The sequence below is a fragment of the Paenibacillus anaericanus genome (assembly GCF_003994475.1).
Taxonomy (GTDB): Bacteria; Bacillota; Bacilli; order Paenibacillales; family Paenibacillaceae; genus Fontibacillus; species Fontibacillus anaericanus.
Genome location: NZ_RZNY01000015.1, coordinates 138,382 through 156,305 on the forward strand (window position 1 = coordinate 138,382; position 17,924 = coordinate 156,305).

The window sequence follows — 17,924 nt, forward strand, 5'->3', positions numbered from 1 at the left end:
TGATTGTCATAATATCTCCTTTTGATCTTTATCAGCTACTACCTACTTCTAGCAGTTACGCCTAAGGTTTAGCTATCCACGAAATAACCCAGCCTTAGGTATCTCTTATCTTAGGCTGGGTTATTTGCCATCTGTTATCATTCCATTATTATACATATTACAACCAAGGGGCGATAGCCCCGCAACGTGAATACGTTGTTATAAGATGTCGGGGACATTCTACGAATTACTTATCACTTTATCTTTAATATGATCTTTCCTTTTGCCCTGCCCGATTCGGAATACTCCATCGCTTTTTGAGCTTCTACAAAAGGAAATATTAGATCAATAACAGGCTTTATTTTTCCTGCTTCAATAAGCTCAGAAATTATGCCCAACTGTCTACCGTTTGGTTTCATGAACAGGAAGCTGTAGTTTACATTATATTTCATCTCTAATTTTGTCAGCTTCCGGGTAATTAATCGAAAAAGATTTGTTTTTATGAACCCGGACCCATACTCTTCTCCGAAGCGTGCATTGGGCAACCCTGAAACTGATACAATTTGTCCTCCTTGTTTGACTATTTTAAAAGCCTTTTCTAATGTCTCTCCGCCAATTGTATCGAATACTCCATCATAATTTTGTAAGACCTTATCAAATTGTTCTTTTTTATAATTGATAATTTGATCGGCTCCAAGTGACTTGACCAATTCAACTCCAGCATCGCTTGTAGTTGTTGCAACGTAAATCCCCATCGCTTTGGCAAGTTGAATTGCAAAAGTACCAACGCCGCCCGATCCAGCTTGAATCAATACCTTTTGTCCCTCCGATATCTGTAATATATCATGCAATGCTTGATAAGATGTTAGCCCGACCAATGGGATTGATGCAGCTTCCTCAAAGGAAAGATTTTGAGGCTTTAGGGCTATATCGTCTTCATGTATAGAAATATATTCAGCGAAGGTTCCAATTCTATCCTTTCTTGGCCGGCCGTAAATTTCATCACCTATCTTAAATTTTTCAACCTTTTTTCCTACTTTGATGACAATACCTGAGAAATCATTTCCTAAAACAAGCGGCATATCGTATTTCAACAGCATACGAACTTTGCCATCCCGTACTTTGACATCGATAGGATTAATACTTGCTGCATGGATTTCTGCCAACACATCATAATCACCCACTACCGGTGTTGGAATGTCTGCCAATTGAAGAGGATATTTCCCATATTTTTTAATTATCATTGCTTTCATCATGAAACCTCCATTTTATAAACGTAATCCGTAGAACTATACGTGTTAGCATACTTCGTCTTTATTTTCTAATACTTTTGTTCCATAAATTCATCGATATGTTAATAATATTAGGCTTTGCAGCGTGAATACGGGGTTTTCGGATGTCAGCGTCCCCCTCTAAGCACATGCAATCAATAACCTAGTTTTTGTTTTTCATACAAAGATTCTTCCATCTTATGAGCCAATTATATTGTTCATCGCAAAAGTCTTTGGAAATGCTCGATAAACCTTGGCACCGAACGATCCTTGAAATGATCTGATAATGTCTTATTGCAATAAAATCGAAAACAGCATAAAACTCATTGTCACTTAATGTGCGTATTTTACTATAACCCGAATAAAAGCGTTCATATAGACGCATAGTTCTATCGTAAGCAGCGTCATGAAAAAGATTGAAATTGGTATCGTCACTCATGTATGCCACATCCATACTCGGGTAATCGCCAGAAGCTTCGTCAAAATCAAAAAGAACATACTGTCCGCTATGGTTTGTAATCATATTACCTGTATGAAGATCACCGTGAGAGAATCCTTTAGGAAGACTTTGCATGCGTTCCCACAATTTATTTCCATAGTGTTCAAGTTCTATTACTTTACCAGAATCAAAATCCAATTCTCGCATAATCGAAATATAGTCATCGATGTACACTAATTTTGTTCTGTTTATAAGTTTGTCAGGGTATTTTTCCATTAATTGATGTAGTGAACCTATTTGTTCTCCAATCAATTCTGCTTCAATCTTACCGTCTGGTGTATCACCTTCTATATACTCATATACTATGCCTATGCAATTATCATCCTGCCAATTGAGGACGATGTGGCTATCATCTTGAACTGTCTGTACAATGGAAACAACCGGATAACTATTGGCTTTTAAATAATCAAGAATACGAACTGTCTGCAACGCGTCATCCGTTTTATTGCTGCGGTATACTTTTAACACATAGCGTTTATCCTCATTATGTAATAAAAAAACTCTACCTATCATTTCCCTATGAAGCTCAATGTGTTGAATACCGATACGATATGAAAGATTGATTAGTTCAATAAGGTTACAATAATCCATATATTGAATTCTCCTGAAAGTTTACTTATTTCATTTAATAGTTGAGTTTATTATATGGTCTTTTTTCATTTTGTAATTTAATTATCACTTCATAAGCATCTGTGTCACTTTTCTGTGCTTTTATTGATTCGTCCTCTGTTACTTCGACTTCTATCATTAGATCCACTATTTCACCAGCATCATACTGTATAAAAAGTTTTTTATCTCTTTCGATTATTTCTATGCCATATCCAGAAAAGAGTGTTTCCATGACTGACCTCCAATACTTCATATATTCTATAAGAGTGCTAGGTTACCAAAGTTCATACCCCTCATTATCCGCCCACTAAATCAAATTCAGTCTCTTTTCCATTCTTAAAGATCTGGATCTTCTCATATTCTCGAACTTTACCCAAATTAAAGATTCTAATGTTCTCTAATCTTTTATCAGTGTAATCATGTGTTCCTAGTTCTTCAAAATTAATTATTAAGGTTTGATCAAGTATTTGTGCTTTAATGGAATCAAGAAATTTTGCTTCTTCTCCTTGAAGTACATTCGAATAATTAACTATTAGATATTGCTTGTCACCTACTGGTGAATATAAATATAAGCCGTTACTATTCTTAATTTTATCTACAAAGGTCTTGATATCGTTGTTGAGCCCTTGTAGATTCACTTCTTTAATCTCCGTGTCAGCATTATTGCATCCTGCTATAACAAATACGAATAATATGTAGAGATATATCAAAGTACTCACTTTCTTCATTGTATCAACTCCCAATTTCCCAGAATTTCTGATAACACTCAACTTTTCACGAAACGACCCAGCCTTAGATAACTCTTATCTTAGACTGGGTCGTTTGTTGTCTGTGCTTATTCTATTATTATAGATATGATAACCAATAAGTTAGCTTAAATAACTGACATCATCGACCTTAGTGAACTATTATTTTTTCACCTTAGCTAGGTCAATTAATTTTATAGTTTCTGGTATTTTTAATTTTGTCTTAGTTTCTTCAAAGTCCAAAAGATTCAATGGACCAATAATCTGATTTTGTTGTATATCAATAATCCAGTAATTCATTTTTGATTTATCCGGAATTTCATACCCGTTTGAACTTTTGGGATCTTTCATCATACTATATTGCATTACAAGTATAAAATCATCATTCCAGCCAACACTACCTACTTCTGTTGGAATAACAGCGGATCCCCATGAATCATCTGTAAGCTTAGGAGCAATAATAATTTGATGCCCTGATAATCTGACGACTGAATAATCTCCTGGTAAATCAATATCATAATCAGCCACTCCAGCGCATCCAATTAATAAAATGAAAAGTGCTATTGAAAGTATTACTTTATACATACACTTTTTCTACTCCTCTCCATTCAGTCTACAGAGCTCTCTGCATACTCACACTTCTCCGGAGTGCATCTTAAAGATATTATTAATAACTTTCATCATTACAGAGAATACATCCGTGACATGATAAGTAAATACTATGTTTCTGACATTTAGGATAGCCGAAGGGGATTGTTGGGTTATTGTCACCCTCTTCAATCTCAGACCATTCTATGTAACTATTTATATTAATATTAGATTTATCAAAGATATCAATCATTAACTTAAATTGTTCTAAGCATCCAATAACCCAATCTTTACGTGGTTCATAACTTAATCGTTCCCAGCCTAATCCTCCTATAGCATTAGATATGGCTCTGAGCATGAAGTCTTTCTCTCTTTCAAAATTTTCTGTTGTCCATGGTATATCGTCAATATCAAAACCGACTGTTCCAATGCCTACCACAGATTGATCTTGTTGAGCTAACCATATTATTATTTCTTTTTCTCGATCTGCTTTAGCTAGAATCGACCCACTAATTGTCAACACCTCAATAAATACAGAAGTTAATCCATTTGACATTTTTATCGAATCAACTAAGTGTCTAAGATTTTCAGGCATTGATATTGAGTTTCCCATAGATCTTTCCACCCTTTTCAAGTTTCAATAATTAATATCAAAAATGGTTCATGGATTCCTGTCTTCTCCTTATTAAGCTAGTTTAAAATAATGTTTCGATATTCACGAAATGCCCTGCCTTAAATACCTCTTATCTTAGGACTGATCAATTGTCGTTGGGATTCAATTGTTGTTTATTCCAATCCTCTTTCAACATTCCGAATATAACATGATCTACAAAATGATCATAAAGCCATTCTGCCTGTCTTACTTTACCTTCATTCATAAATTTCAATCTTTCGGGTATTGCTCTACTCTTCATATTAAATTCCGCTGCTCGAATCTCTACTCTATTAAGCATTAATTCATTAAATGCATAATCAATTAGTAACTTACAAGCTTTTGTCATAATTCCAAGCCCTTGATATTCATTACCAAGCCAATATCCAATCGATGTCTTTCTATTTCCCCAATCAATGTTATGTAGACCAATACATCCTGCAATTTTATCTTTATAGAAGATCCCTAAACTCATTCCATTATTATCTGCAAATGCCTTAAGGTTAAATTGAATAAAATTCTTAATATTTTCAATACTTGTAGCATCAACCCAAGGTAACCATTCTCGTAGATATACCCGATCCTTATCACTTAACTTATATAGTTCTTCAGCATAACGTAATTCTAAAAGTTTCAATTGAGTATCGTCATTGATTTTATAACTAAGCATGTAATTCCCCCCTGGCTCTAAATCATAGTACTTCTAAAATCACTTTGTATCCCCCATATTTCTTTAATAAAAATAGCTTTTTTAAAGCTATTTTCAATATCCTGGCCTTGTGTCGTCCACATATATGGAAATATAGATATCCCCTGATCACTAGTTAATACATTTACATCATCTAGCCAGTTACTCCATCTAAATGATTCGTAATATTTATTCAGATCACCATGTAATACCCAATAAATAAAATCAGTATATCCTTTCCCTGTGTCTTCCCATTCCAAAGTATCTGGCGCAAAATAAAAAACATTACGAGAACTATTGTCAAATCCCCCTGTATTAATAGCAAAGATTCCTCCTACTACGTCATACGCCACAACAAATCCTTCTTCTAGAAGTGATAGATGCTTGTTATTAATTAGAGAGCCAAAAATCTCTGGGTGCCCCGAACCAAGTATGTACAACCAACCATGGTCAACAACTAAGCCTCCACACTCTAGAGCAATGGCTCCCATAGTAGATTTATTAGTGATTTGTAAATGAACAAGCGCTTCTTCACCTTCAGCTCTTGTATTCTCAAGTATATGTATCTTTGCTTGTGAATCACGAATCCAATCTTGAATCATCGCCCATGCGTTATCTTCAAAGATAAGTTCTGAAAGATCTCTCACAAATTCTACTCCTTATTTAAAAATTACACTTCTTTATGTTCATCTATATAGGTTGTTGAGGTATGTAGATATAACTGGTCTGTCAATGTTTCATGCTCTTTTCGATTAATCTGAAGGAAACAAACCTTGCTGCTTATTTATTACTTCCCAGCAAACAACTGAAGCGCTATCCCTAACTCGATCTTTCATAATATTATCTAAAATCGTATGTAGATTTTGATCAATTCTATCTCCTTTTACAAATGAATTATACAGATTATGTGATGATTGATAATATCCATCTCCATACTCTAATACTCCATCTGTTGCTAATACTATATAATTCGAACCATATCTCAGTTGTCTCCTACCAGAAGTGTAGCAAGGTACTGATAAATCAAATGTATTAACTTGCCCGACCCATTCAAAAAACTGTCTTTGATTAAGTCCATATTGATTAAACTTTGCTAAATCTGGATGAAACAAATAAGCCATACAATCCCCAATCGAAAACCACCATAAATACGCACCAGATTGATAACAAATCAGACAAGAAGTTTCACCTGTAATATCCTTGCATCGACTTTTAAAATTGTCTTCAACAAACAAACTTAAGATGTAAGGTTCAATATCACTAAAAGCAGTCTCCGAACTACAAATCTTATGTATTTGATTACTATTATTCTTTAAAAGTTCAATAATAATCTCTGCACTTTCTGCACTATTATGGGCATCTAATAGGCAGGTAAATATCCAAGACCCATCTTCTTGCATTAAAAATAGGGCATCTTCATTTTTGAAAGCTCCATTGCTCTTACTGCCACCAAAGCAACCAATATGAATTGCTCCTAATGACTTTAGGGAAATTTGATCTAGAAATGGTTGCTTGCTTCCTATCCACTCATACTGCATTAAGACTCCCCCTTCCTTACGTTCTTGTATCTACGAACGATTCATCGATATCTAGCGTAATTATTTTTTAAGTGTTAGTAATGTTAAGTTATTACTTATAGATTCAACATTAATATCATCAATAGTCCCTAAACTTGTTAGATTATATGGAATTAGCATCTTCTCAATCCCATATCTGCTTATTGTCAGTAGATAAAATGCCATGAGTAATCCATTAATAATATTTTTTTCTTTTTCCTCACGGACTACTAATTCATAAACAAAGACTTCTTTCTTGTCGTTCCCATATCTTAATGCTATGTGATAATCAAAAAATTTCTCAGTACTCTTACTTCCCAAATGACAAGCTAGCGGGAAATCAGATTTCTTAAAACTATTTATGATCCCATCAGCCTCAATATTGGAAAATCTCTCAATCGAGCATCCTAAATCCGTTAATCCTTCATGAATAACGTGATAATAAGGATACTGTAAAAGATGATCCCGAAACTTATCGATTAAATCTCCTTCAATAAAAACAGGATGGAGCACAATAATATCCCTCCACTTCATATCCCGATCTTAATGTCATGTTTCAATCCTTTAAATTTCAACCACTGTACTAATAATTCCTGTATTCTAAATCTATCTTTAGTATCTATAACCATGGTTTCATTAGTCATTAAATAATACTTTTCTTTAATCTGTTCTGTTTCTCCAAATATTAATAAGTCAAACTCCTTAACAGCAGGCATTTCAATTGCTATAGGCACGACGTAATCAGCCTCAACAAAATATATAAAGCCTCCGCGACCGTGTGTTCTTAAATAAAATCCAGGACTTTGATTATCTTTAATATCTAATCTTATGGAATTAATGTTAAAGGAATTATTGCTCATGTATCCTCCGCTTATTAATGTTCTTATGTGCTTATGATCTTATGCTTTTACCTCTGTAGTCGATTAGTCAATCGTATAGATCCTCCATTGTCCTTCACGCTCACATAATTGTTTCCATTCATTCCATGCTTTTAGATATTCGGGCAAATCATCAGGATGATGCTTTACACTAAGGCCAATTCGGCAATATAAATGTATAAGTGCTTCTTCTATCAATCTTGACTTTTCTATATGTCCTTGTTCAAGAAATTCAAAGGAAGAAAATAAAGTTTCAATATTAATATCATCCGGTGAAGAACAGAACGCATAAAGAAAATCATAAATTATTGGTCCCACCATTGGCGAAGGATCGATTACACCGATTAGAGTGGATTGATTATATACAAAATTATGGACCCCTGTATCACCATGCAATAAAAACTTTTCACCTTGGTCTATATCATTATCGAATATTTTTTTCGCTTTTGAATTTACGAAGTTATAGTCATCTAGCGGCAAAATATTTCCTATATTTATTCTAGCTTCCTCAATACTTATTTGATTAAATTCTTTCCAGGTCTTTCGGGGGTATTCAATTCTCCCCCAAATATCATTTTCTTGATAATGCACATATTTATTGAATAAATTTTTAACTAGAAGTGTTAACCAGCTCTTTTTCAATCCACGATTAAAATGAGTCGTACCGTCAATAAATGTATAGACAAAATATGAACTGTCTTGTGCTGTTAATAGGATCTTTGGTAATAACTCTGAGTTCTGATAAGTTTCCAGCAACTTTTGAACTAATTGAATTTGACTTGGATCATCAAATTTCAAAATATACTTATTATCTTGAGTTGATTCTAATCTTAATACAAGCCCTGATGTTGTGCCGGACAACCTTTGAACTCCAACAATTTCATCGTTAATTTGATGTGATTGAAATAGCTCATTAATTTCCTGTATGGTTGGTTCAAGAATCATATCATCTGCTCCTTATGCATCTATTGTCTTTGCATTAATTTCATATATTGTTTATGTATTCACGAAACGCCCTAGCCTTAGATAACTCTTATCTTAGGCTGGGGCGTTTGTTGTCAGAGTTTATTCCATGATTATACATCTGACAACAAAGGGGCGATAGCCCTGCAGCGTGAATTGTTATCAGCTGTCAGTTCCTTCTAAATAAATTCTGTAACTTCTTCATGATATTGCTCTTCAAGTGCGTCGACTGACCATCTCATCCCATCCCTGTGTAGTCAATTTCTCCAACTCTAAATCTACACGTTAAGCGTGTTATTATTGCTACTTGAGTTAACTTTCTCCTTAACGTGATTATCAAGTCTTTCCTGCAAGGAATCTATATCACCCATGATTGCATCGGGAACGGCATCATCTAAGTGGTCCTCCATATGACGTAATGGCTTGAAATTAAATCCAATGATCGACCAGATCATCACTAGAACCCCTACGCAGATGATCAATACGCCAATCCCCCGTCCGGGACCCACACCTAGAATAGGTCCAAGCGTATTTGCAAGCACGCCCCCTTGATTCATCGCTGTACCGAATACCGAATCAGCGAGTAGCCCAGCTATTAAATAGCCAATCGGCATACTAGACATAGCAATCATCTGATTGGTGGCCAATACCCGTCCTTGAAGTTCCAATCCAACTTTGGACTGGATGAGAGATTGCCAGTGCGTGTTCACGAGTGTAACGGAGAACCAGATGCCGAAGATCCCTACGGCAGTAACGAAGACATCAGGGCGTAGTCCAGCAACAATCATTGACAGCCCTTCTAGAATAACAAAACCAACCATACCTGTTGCCATACGTTTCGTACCACCCCAGATACTCATCAAGAGTCCGCCTACCATGGCTCCAATGGAACCTGTCATCGTAACCGTTGCAAGATCTCTCGCAGACCCGAATGAAAGAATAAGGGGTTGAACGAGTACAGTCGCCAAACCGAACAGAACATTCCCTACAAAGAAAAACGCAATCATATAGAGCATACCCGGTCTTCTAATAATAAATTTCCATCCCATTAGCACTTCCTTAGCGAATGATTCCACTCTTCGATGGAATAATGTATTCGGGAATCTTACGATAGCCAGTGTAGTGATAGCGATCAGAAAGCTAAAGAAATCGAGTATAAATATGTTAGTCATACCGATCATAGTATACAGCGCTACACCTATAAGGGGTGCAATCATCTCACTGGTCGAAGTAGCTAACTGAACAAGACCATTAGCATGGCCCAAATATTGCTTCGGAATAATTTGCGCAATAGCCGCCATGAATGCAGGTCTATGAAAAGAACGGGCGATGGAACCAACAGCTGATGTTACGTAAATGTGCCATACTTCAAGCGAATTCGTAGCCATGAGTATCGCAAGTACAATAATAGGTATGGCCATCATCACATCACTGAATAACATGACTAGCCGTCGGTTATATCGGTCAACGATAGCACCTGCAATAGGCAAAATAAGTATACCTGGAATTAATGATGCGGAAGAGATAGCCGCAAAATCCGCCACGGACCCCGTTTGTGAGAATACCCACACGCCAATAGCAATACCAGTTAGTCCTGAGCCTAAGATCGACATTAATTGCCCCAATATAACGGTAAAGAACATTCTTAAATTCGGAACAGCAACTCGTTTTTGCGGCGGGGTCAACTCCTCAATGCCGTTAGCCAAATTATCTTTGACTTTAACAATATCACTGATCCACCCACTCAATTGATCCGCCTGATGCTTAATAAAGTAATGACCTGATTGAGGGATCACGACGAGATCAATCTGCTCACTGAAATATTCCCATTCCTTGTACCGTTCCTCATAAAGCTCGGTTGCCTTGTCCTTCTCCCCAATGATGCATGTAATCGGACAACTTAACTTCGTCAATTGATGATCCGCATAAGCAGAAGTATAGTAATTCTCGCTCTCTCGTGCATCATGTCGCAAGCAACGTATCATGAAATCTCGCTCATCCTGATCTTCCACTTCCGTAAATCCGCCCAATGCCTTCAGGAATGCATGATACGATTTATTGGACATGCTACGGTCAGATGGGAAAAGCTTGGAATAGAAATCGAAGAAACGCCCCGGAATTCGGGCGATCGGGAAAGTGCCCCCCAGAAAGACACTCTTCAACGGATAATTCTCATTATCCAACTGTCTTGCGATCTCAATCGTTAAGGCTCCACCCACACAGTGACCGTATAGAGCAACCGGTCCCTTGATCATCTGTTTGATCTGTTCTACACACAAATATGCAACTTCCTCGATCGGAAGTAACGCTTCATCCTTACGACTGTAATCATGACCTGGAAGATCAATCGCATACAAATCGATATGACTGGGCATTTGAGCAGCCAGTGGTTGATACGTAATCGCACTTCCCCCTGCGTAGGGGATACACACCAATGACATATCTGCTGCAGTCTGTGCGGGGTGTGTTGTTAATTTGTGGAGCAAATGATGATCCGATGCCTTCCCCTGATCGATGTACTCCGCCAAGGAACGAATAGTTGGTTGTTTAAAAAAGTCCATAATACTAATCCAATCGCCTAATCGCCTTACAACCTTCAGCGCTTTGAAGGAGTCTCCGCCCAATTCGAAAAAGTTGTCATCCACTCCGATCATTTCAACGCCCAGTATGACTTTCCATACTTCCCAAATTCTAATTTCAGTAGCCGTTTGTGGCTGTGCGCCGTTAGGATCTGCCACCTTCACAGCTATTTCCATAGCTGCCAGCAGGCTTATGTCTACCTTACCATTCGGGTTTAACGGAAGAGAATCCATTGGGATGATATGGGTTGGGATCATATACTCTGGCAATTTATCTTTTAGCTTCTTCCTCAGCCCAACCTGCGGATTTCCCACCTGTTCAGCTAGGTCGAACACAGCATAAGCAACAATTTTCTTCTCCTGGTTACCCACATCCTTCAATAAGACCACAGCATCTGTTACGAAAGGGAATGAAGTAATGACAGATTCAATCTCCCCAAGCTCAATTCGAAAACCACGTATCTTGATCTGACGATCCATCCGTCCTAATATTTCAACGGCACCATTGGGCATATAGCGAACACGATCACCAGTTCTGTACAACCGCGCACCTTCATCCTCTACAAAAGGATTCAGAACGAATCTTGTATCGGTAAGCTCTTGATTTCCGAAATAACCCCTTGCTACACCAGCCCCGCCAATAAATAATTCACCAGGTACACCTATAGGAATAGGTTGAAGGTAAGTATCTAGAATATAAAGTTGTACATTTCCAAAGGGATACCCAATCGGCACTGTGTTGAAGGGATGTGCATGCAAATCGCCCTTGATCGGATAAGCGAAAGCCGATACGGTCGTTTCCGTGGGTCCATAATGATTCTCAATCATCACATCTGGTCGCAGTCTATTGATCTTCCGAACGGTCTCCCAACTTAAGCCTTCACCTGCTAGAATTAGTATCTTATGCGGAATCACGAGTTCAGGTTGAGCGGCTTCCATCATCACTTCAAAATGACTCGGCACAACCTTCATCACATCAATTCGATTGGTCCTGAAATACTCAGCAACGCCATCAGGATCACAGGACAGATCATAGGATAAGACATGTAGTGTTCCTCCGGTACATAAAGCTCCGAACACATTGGTTGTACCGAGATCTGCGGCAAAGGTTGATGCCATAGCATAACTTAATGGCTCCTGAATACTTAGATGCTTGATCAGTCCCTGAATATAGTTGTGGAATTGCTGAAGTTCAACGGCAACCCCCTTGGGAGTGCCAGTCGTACCTGAGGTGAACACAATATACATGAGATTGGCGGATTCCGTGTGCAACACTGGATTATCGTCACTAAGCTGTTCTAACAGTAGTCTCTGATTAGCTTGATCAACCTCGACGACAGCAACGTCAATCTGCTCAAACTGAATATCCCCCGATAGCTTGCTCTGCGTAAGAAGGATCTGCATACCCGACTGTTTAATCATGTAAGTCAAACGTTCCTTAGGATAGGAAGGATCGAGTGGCACATACGCGCCTCCAGCTTTCAATACAGCTAGCATAGCGATAACATACTCAGCAGACCGTTCAATAAAAATGCCAACCACCTGTTCGGGTCCGATCCCTTGGGAAAGTAAATAATGAGCCAGACGGTTAGCGCACTTATTCATATCACCGTAGGTGTAGGTAACACCTTCAAAAATAAGAGCAGGATGATGAGGTGACTTGTCGGCTTCCGCCTCTATACGCTGTACAAGGTGAAATTCACTGTCATAATCTGCATCCGTCTTATTCCCCTCAACAAGTAAATGCTGTTTCTCTTCTACTGACATTAGGTTAATACCAGCGATAACCTGATCAGGATCGGAACATGCGTGATCTAGCAGATTGAAGTAGTGTCCCAGCATCCTCTTCATCGTAGCTTCATGAAATAAATCAGTACTATACTCCACTTCTACATTATGTGCATTAACGGAGAAGGTCATATCAAATTTAGAGCTGTTCGTATGTGTAGAACTGTCGAACTGTAAGGGAAACTCTTCCGAGTCATCATTCCATCCCACATGCATGTTCTGTAAGATAAACATGACCTGAAAAAGAGGGCTATGACTCAAATCTCTTTCCATCGGAAGCAGCTCGATTAACTTATCTAACGGGAAATCTTGATGTTCTTGCGCTTCCAGGGCAATGTGTTTGATTTGCTTAACCATTTCCCTGAACGTTGATGTCTCGCTTAGATGAACTCGAATGGGAAGCGTGTTTACAAAAAAACCAACATTTCGCTCGATTTCTTCCCGACTTCGATTAGCAACGGGAGATCCGATAATGATATCGGTCTGACCTGTATAGCGATACAGTAATATAGCATAGGCAGTGAGTGTCATCATATAAACTGTCACATCTTCTTCTTTGCACCATTGTTGCAGTCGATGATAGAAACCTTCGGACAAGGGTTGTATGATATGTGATCCGTTAGAGCTCTTCACGGGTGGCCGCGGTTTATCGACAGGTAGCTCGAGCACCGGTAACTCCCCTTGAAATTTATCGAACCAATAGCTCTGATGATAGTTCAGCACCTCATCAACCATGAAGCTTCTTTGCCAAGCAGCATAGTCGGCATATTGAATGGATATCGGTGGCAGTTCTAAGGGTAGATTATGCCTGAGCGCCTTATAAGACTGCTGTATTTCACTCATGATGATACCGAGTGACCAACCATCACAAGCAATATGATGAATATTCAGGAATAAATAGTGTTCCTGTGAATTCAGGGTCAGCAAATGCGCCTTAATCGGTAGTTCATTCTCAAGCTTAAACGGTATCATCGATTTCTGTTTAATAAGGGTCTCCATCTGACGCTTCTTGTCCTTCTCAGATAGACTACTGAGATCGAATACCTGCAAGCTTAGGGGTGAGAATGGATGTATAACCTGAACCGTCTCTTCCTCCTGCACCATTTTATATGTCGTACGTAAAATTTCATGTCTCTCCACGAGTACATTGAGGGATTGCTCTAATAAGGCAATATTTAATTCCACTGGAATTCTGAATACACAAGGTATATTATACGATGGGCTATCCGGCTCCCATTGATACATAAACCAGAGTCGTTGCTGGGAGAAAGATAACGGAAACTCATGTGTATGACTATCTCGCTGTAATGGGGAAATAGTTCGATTCGGCAATGGCTTCCGAGTGGTCTTATCTTTGATTTTATCTAACAATTGCTGACGCTTCTCTGGCGGGAGCTTGCTAATCCGATCTAATAGTTCACTCAAATCCTTACCTTCTTTCCTGGAGATTTGCTAATAACTGCTTACGCTTCTCGGGAGAAAGCGTATTAATCCGCTCTAATAGGTTATTCTTATCGCGAACTGCGGTTAGGTTGACAGGGTCAGAGGGTAGATCGCCTTGAGGCTGTTCCGCTGTGTTGATTACTTGTTGAAAGTAGGTCTCGAAGGCTGCAATGCTTAATTTAGCGTGAAAGGTAGTAGATTTCTGGTAGGAGGCTTGCGATAGACTGTGATAATGCTCTTCATCCGAGGTCAGTTTGTTCAAGGCTTCGATCCACGGTTCCACATTCTGCTCTGGAATGACGGGGACAGGAATGGAACTGGTAAGTACCTTTTCATTGCTATATTGTTTAATGGGATTGACAGGTAGGATATGGTCCAGGTGTAGCTTAGCCTCCGGTATACCGCCTACATGGCTTGCAATGACCGGTATACCGCGCAGCATAGCCTCAACAACGACTTGTCCGAATGATTCACCCCAAAGCGAAGGCATAAGAAACACTTTAGTCTGTTTATAGATATCGTTAATATTCTCAGCAGGCTTCATGATTGTAATGTTGGGTACACATCTCATCTCCTCAATCTCTTCATCCGTTGTAGCCCAGGTGGGAACGGCCGCGAATTGCAGGTGGGGCATTTGCCGCGCCAATCCGATGAAGATCGAGAGCCCCTTAATAGCCGAAGGATTAATAACCGTTATATATTTATTGTTGAAATCTGCCAAATATTGAAATGGTCCTGGACCATAAGATGGAAAGTAAATGACCTCCGAATCTAGACCTGCATGGGAGAGAAAGTAACCCTTCAAGTACTCACTGACGGAGATGATGCCATCAAGCTTCTTATACAACTCAATCTTGGAGTGATCTTCTTGAAAGCATTCCGGACCGAAGGGGAGTGTAGCCTGGCTATGTGCGAAGAACACCGTTCTCGTTTGGGTCTCCAATACCGTCTCAAGTAGTAAGTGAGTATTGTCCTCAGATACGATTGTAATATCCGGATTGAACTCATCAATAATTTTCTTGATAAACGGGAACACTTGGAACATCCTCTTAACCGTGTAGGCTTTAACCCCTTTCCTACGGATAACGAATAACTCATCCGGTTGATCCTCGAGTATCTCGAAATCATTGTTCCTAATTTTTTCTGCAAGAAAATCTTCATAACCAACAATGCCTAACGAGGGCGTAATCACCCGACATTCATGCCCTCTATCTGCCAGTCCCTCCATCAATATTCGATTTGCTTTGTGCGCGCCGCCCCAAGGATACAGATATTCCATGGACTGAACCAGAAGTACCTTCATGTGAGCTCCTCCTCAACTATTCGTTCTCTAACTCGGCTAACAACAATTCAAGCTCACTTGAATCCATCTGTTCCAGTTGATATTTTTCTAGCGTTACTGCCGTCTGCTCTATGGTCGGCTTGGCACTAAAAATAATATGCAACGGCACTTCCATACCGAGAACAGAACGGATACGTGATACGATCTGTGTAGCCATTAACGATTGTCCGCCTAATTCGAAAAAGTTATCATGAATGCCCACCTTATCGAGCTTCAAGACCTCACTCCATATTTGCGAAAGTTCTTTCTCCAAATGCGTGCTTGGTTCCACATACGCAACCTCAATATTTGGTCTAACCTCCTCCATAGGGGGGAGATTATTACGGTCAATTTTACCGCTAGTCAACAGCACAAACTCGTCAACAAATAGGAATCGAGTCGGAACCATATAACTGGGGAACTTGGTTAATAGATAGTTTCGGATTTGGCTAATGTTTGGCTTAATCGTAGTGGCCGATCTCATATAAGCGCCTATCGTATTTTGCTCAAAATTATAAGTAACCACGGCCTCCTGAATATCTACGTATTCACGTAACGCGTATTCAAGCTCACCTAACTCAATGCGAATTCCGGATACCTTCACTTGAAGATCGTCTCTACCGATCCATTCGATTACGCCATCTGCTGCCTGCAGACAGATATCCCCCGTGCGATACAGTTTATCGCTAATACCCTCGTTGAAGGGGTTATCTATAAAATGCCTCTCTGTCAGTTCTGGCTCATTGAAGTATCCCCGTGCCAGCCCCTTACTTGAGATGTAGAGCATACCTGTCTCACCATTTGCTATAGGCTGCAACTGGTTATTTAAAAGGTAAACAGCAGTTCCGGCAATAGGAGCACCTAATGAAATCATTTCATCAGTTGCATCACATGCATGTATCGTGGCACAGACCGTCGTTTCAGTTGGACCATATGCATTCAAGAAATTCAGCCTTGGCGCCCAATAATGAATCAGTTTCTTCGTGCAGGCTTCACCTGCAGTAACCAATGTCTTCAGATCAGGAAGCTCTTCATGCGGCAATCCATTCAAAACAGAAGGCACTAGTGTGACTACGGAAATCCGTTTCTCCTTCAGAATTTGGTGAAGTCCTTCGCCAATAGATGAGCTATCTTCAGGTACTAGAACAAGTGTTGCCCCGGCAACAAACGTTGTAAAAATTTCTGAGACCGAAGCATCGAAGGAAATGGAAGCATATTGAAGCACTCTGTCATGGTCGTTCAATTGAAACTTGTGAATTTGCTCCTGAACAAGATTAGGAATTCCTCTATGTTCGATCATGACGCCTTTAGGCGTACCTGTAGAACCTGAAGTATAGATGATGTAAGCAAGATCGTTAGGCGAATTGTGACTAGGCATATTGTCGCTAGACTCTATAGAAATGTGCGACCACTCTTTATCCATATCAAGCAATTTTACCGATGACGTTGAATTCGTATCCGTTATCGTTGTTATTTTCTGCAGATAGGAAGAGCCTGTTAGAATCATCATGAAGTTCGCTTCACTCACAATGTACGCGATTCGTTCATCAGGATAGGCTGTTGAGATCGGCACATAGGCTGCACCTGACTTCAATACAGCAAGAATCGAAATAATAAGTTGCGGTGAACGTTCTTGGAAAATACCTATGAGTGATTCCGCACCTGCGCTATTTCTCTTTAAATAATGGGCAAGTTGGTTTGCCCTTTCATTGATTGTTCTATAAGTCAAAACAGTTTCGCCGTATTCGATACAGCTTGAATCAGGGCTTTGATTGACCCTATCTTGAAAACATTCGTAGATCGTTTTGAAATTGTTGTTCATTATTTTCCTTCCTCCCCAAAGTTTTTTGCCAACTAAACAGACTTGATAAGAAATGCAACAATATCGACTTTTGTGCAAACGTTAGCACAAGTGACTATATTTCTCCTAACTTAAATAAATTCTAGTTGCAGTTTCAATACAATTTTCTATTTTGTTCGAAGCGATTTTCTATATACACAGCTATATTTTAACCGGAATTATATTAGTGTTTGTCATTATGCTAGCTATGAACACGTTGCTGAATGCCATGACTTCATTAAAATACCTCCTCCCTTTTTAGTGCGATCGTTTGTTTGGAATGCTCACAAAATATCTACTCTCCTAGTTGTATAATTATGTAATATTTTTCTTTTATTATAGTATCATATAAAATTTATAATAAGTTAATTGAAGTTATATTTTTTTCCTTTTCTACCTTTTATTTGACTCGGTAGAATTCATTCGTTTTTATAACCAGGATCGGCCCCAAAGAAAGCTAAACAAGCTGACGCCGGTTGAGTGATCTTACCCCTGTCAAGTAGACATTAATAAAACTGAAGTAC

At 38.9% G+C, this 17,924-nt stretch carries 15 protein-coding genes; all 15 read right to left on the reverse strand.

All coding sequences use genetic code 11. The annotated features are described in order from the left end of the window. Positions 1 to 233: 233 nt before the first annotated feature. The 15 genes from EJP82_RS18085 to EJP82_RS18155 all read right to left on the reverse strand — a co-directional run bounded on the left by EJP82_RS18085 (position 234) and on the right by EJP82_RS18155 (position 17,382). Complete coding sequence (locus EJP82_RS18085) at positions 234 to 1,232, reverse strand: NADP-dependent oxidoreductase (RefSeq protein WP_127193497.1); 999 nt, start codon at positions 1,230 to 1,232, stop codon at positions 234 to 236. 181 nt (positions 1,233 to 1,413) lie between these two features. Then, entirely contained in the window at positions 1,414 to 2,340 is a 927-nt protein-coding gene (locus tag EJP82_RS18090) for a phosphotransferase (RefSeq protein WP_127193473.1), read from the reverse strand. A gap of 34 nt (positions 2,341 to 2,374) precedes the next feature. Next, positions 2,375 to 2,590, reverse strand: coding sequence for a hypothetical protein (locus EJP82_RS18095; RefSeq protein WP_127193474.1), 216 nt, complete (start codon positions 2,588 to 2,590; stop codon positions 2,375 to 2,377). 64 nt (positions 2,591 to 2,654) lie between these two features. Next, on the reverse strand, positions 2,655 to 3,086 hold the full coding sequence (locus EJP82_RS18100; RefSeq protein WP_127193475.1) for a hypothetical protein: 432 nt from the start codon (positions 3,084 to 3,086) through the stop codon (positions 2,655 to 2,657). 180 nt (positions 3,087 to 3,266) lie between these two features. Then, on the reverse strand, positions 3,267 to 3,689 hold the full coding sequence (locus EJP82_RS18105) for a DUF3997 domain-containing protein (RefSeq protein ID WP_127193476.1): 423 nt from the start codon (positions 3,687 to 3,689) through the stop codon (positions 3,267 to 3,269). Positions 3,690 to 3,771: 82 nt separating this feature from the next. Next, the gene (locus tag EJP82_RS18110) at positions 3,772 to 4,305 is read right to left on the reverse strand and encodes a hypothetical protein (protein ID WP_127193477.1); all 534 of its coding nucleotides are present in this window, start codon (positions 4,303 to 4,305) and stop codon (positions 3,772 to 3,774) included. A 145-nt stretch (positions 4,306 to 4,450) separates the two neighbouring features. Continuing rightward, positions 4,451 to 5,014, reverse strand: a complete 564-nt coding sequence (locus EJP82_RS18115) for a GNAT family N-acetyltransferase (RefSeq protein ID WP_127193478.1) — start codon at positions 5,012 to 5,014, stop codon at positions 4,451 to 4,453. A gap of 17 nt (positions 5,015 to 5,031) precedes the next feature. Beyond that, complete coding sequence (locus EJP82_RS18120; protein WP_127193479.1) at positions 5,032 to 5,679, reverse strand: DUF2625 family protein; 648 nt, start codon at positions 5,677 to 5,679, stop codon at positions 5,032 to 5,034. Between the two features lie 105 nt (positions 5,680 to 5,784). Further along, positions 5,785 to 6,570, reverse strand: a complete 786-nt coding sequence (locus tag EJP82_RS18125) for a PP2C family serine/threonine-protein phosphatase (RefSeq protein ID WP_127193480.1) — start codon at positions 6,568 to 6,570, stop codon at positions 5,785 to 5,787. 60 nt (positions 6,571 to 6,630) lie between these two features. Next, the gene (locus tag EJP82_RS18130) at positions 6,631 to 7,101 is read right to left on the reverse strand and encodes a hypothetical protein (RefSeq protein ID WP_127193481.1); all 471 of its coding nucleotides are present in this window, start codon (positions 7,099 to 7,101) and stop codon (positions 6,631 to 6,633) included. Between the two features lie 17 nt (positions 7,102 to 7,118). Beyond that, entirely contained in the window at positions 7,119 to 7,448 is a 330-nt protein-coding gene (locus EJP82_RS18135) for a hypothetical protein (protein ID WP_127193482.1), read from the reverse strand. Between the two features lie 63 nt (positions 7,449 to 7,511). Continuing rightward, a complete protein-coding gene (locus EJP82_RS18140; protein WP_246054243.1) occupies positions 7,512 to 8,411 on the reverse strand; it encodes a hypothetical protein in 900 nt (299 codons plus the stop codon). 296 nt (positions 8,412 to 8,707) lie between these two features. Beyond that, positions 8,708 to 14,221, reverse strand: coding sequence for a non-ribosomal peptide synthetase/MFS transporter (locus EJP82_RS18145; RefSeq protein WP_127193483.1), 5,514 nt, complete (start codon positions 14,219 to 14,221; stop codon positions 8,708 to 8,710). 4 nt (positions 14,222 to 14,225) lie between these two features. Next, positions 14,226 to 15,542, reverse strand: a complete 1,317-nt coding sequence (locus tag EJP82_RS18150; protein ID WP_127193484.1) for a glycosyltransferase family 4 protein — start codon at positions 15,540 to 15,542, stop codon at positions 14,226 to 14,228. 16 nt (positions 15,543 to 15,558) lie between these two features. Next, on the reverse strand, positions 15,559 to 17,382 hold the full coding sequence (locus tag EJP82_RS18155) for a non-ribosomal peptide synthetase (protein ID WP_127193485.1): 1,824 nt from the start codon (positions 17,380 to 17,382) through the stop codon (positions 15,559 to 15,561). Positions 17,383 to 17,924: the final 542 nt, after the last annotated feature.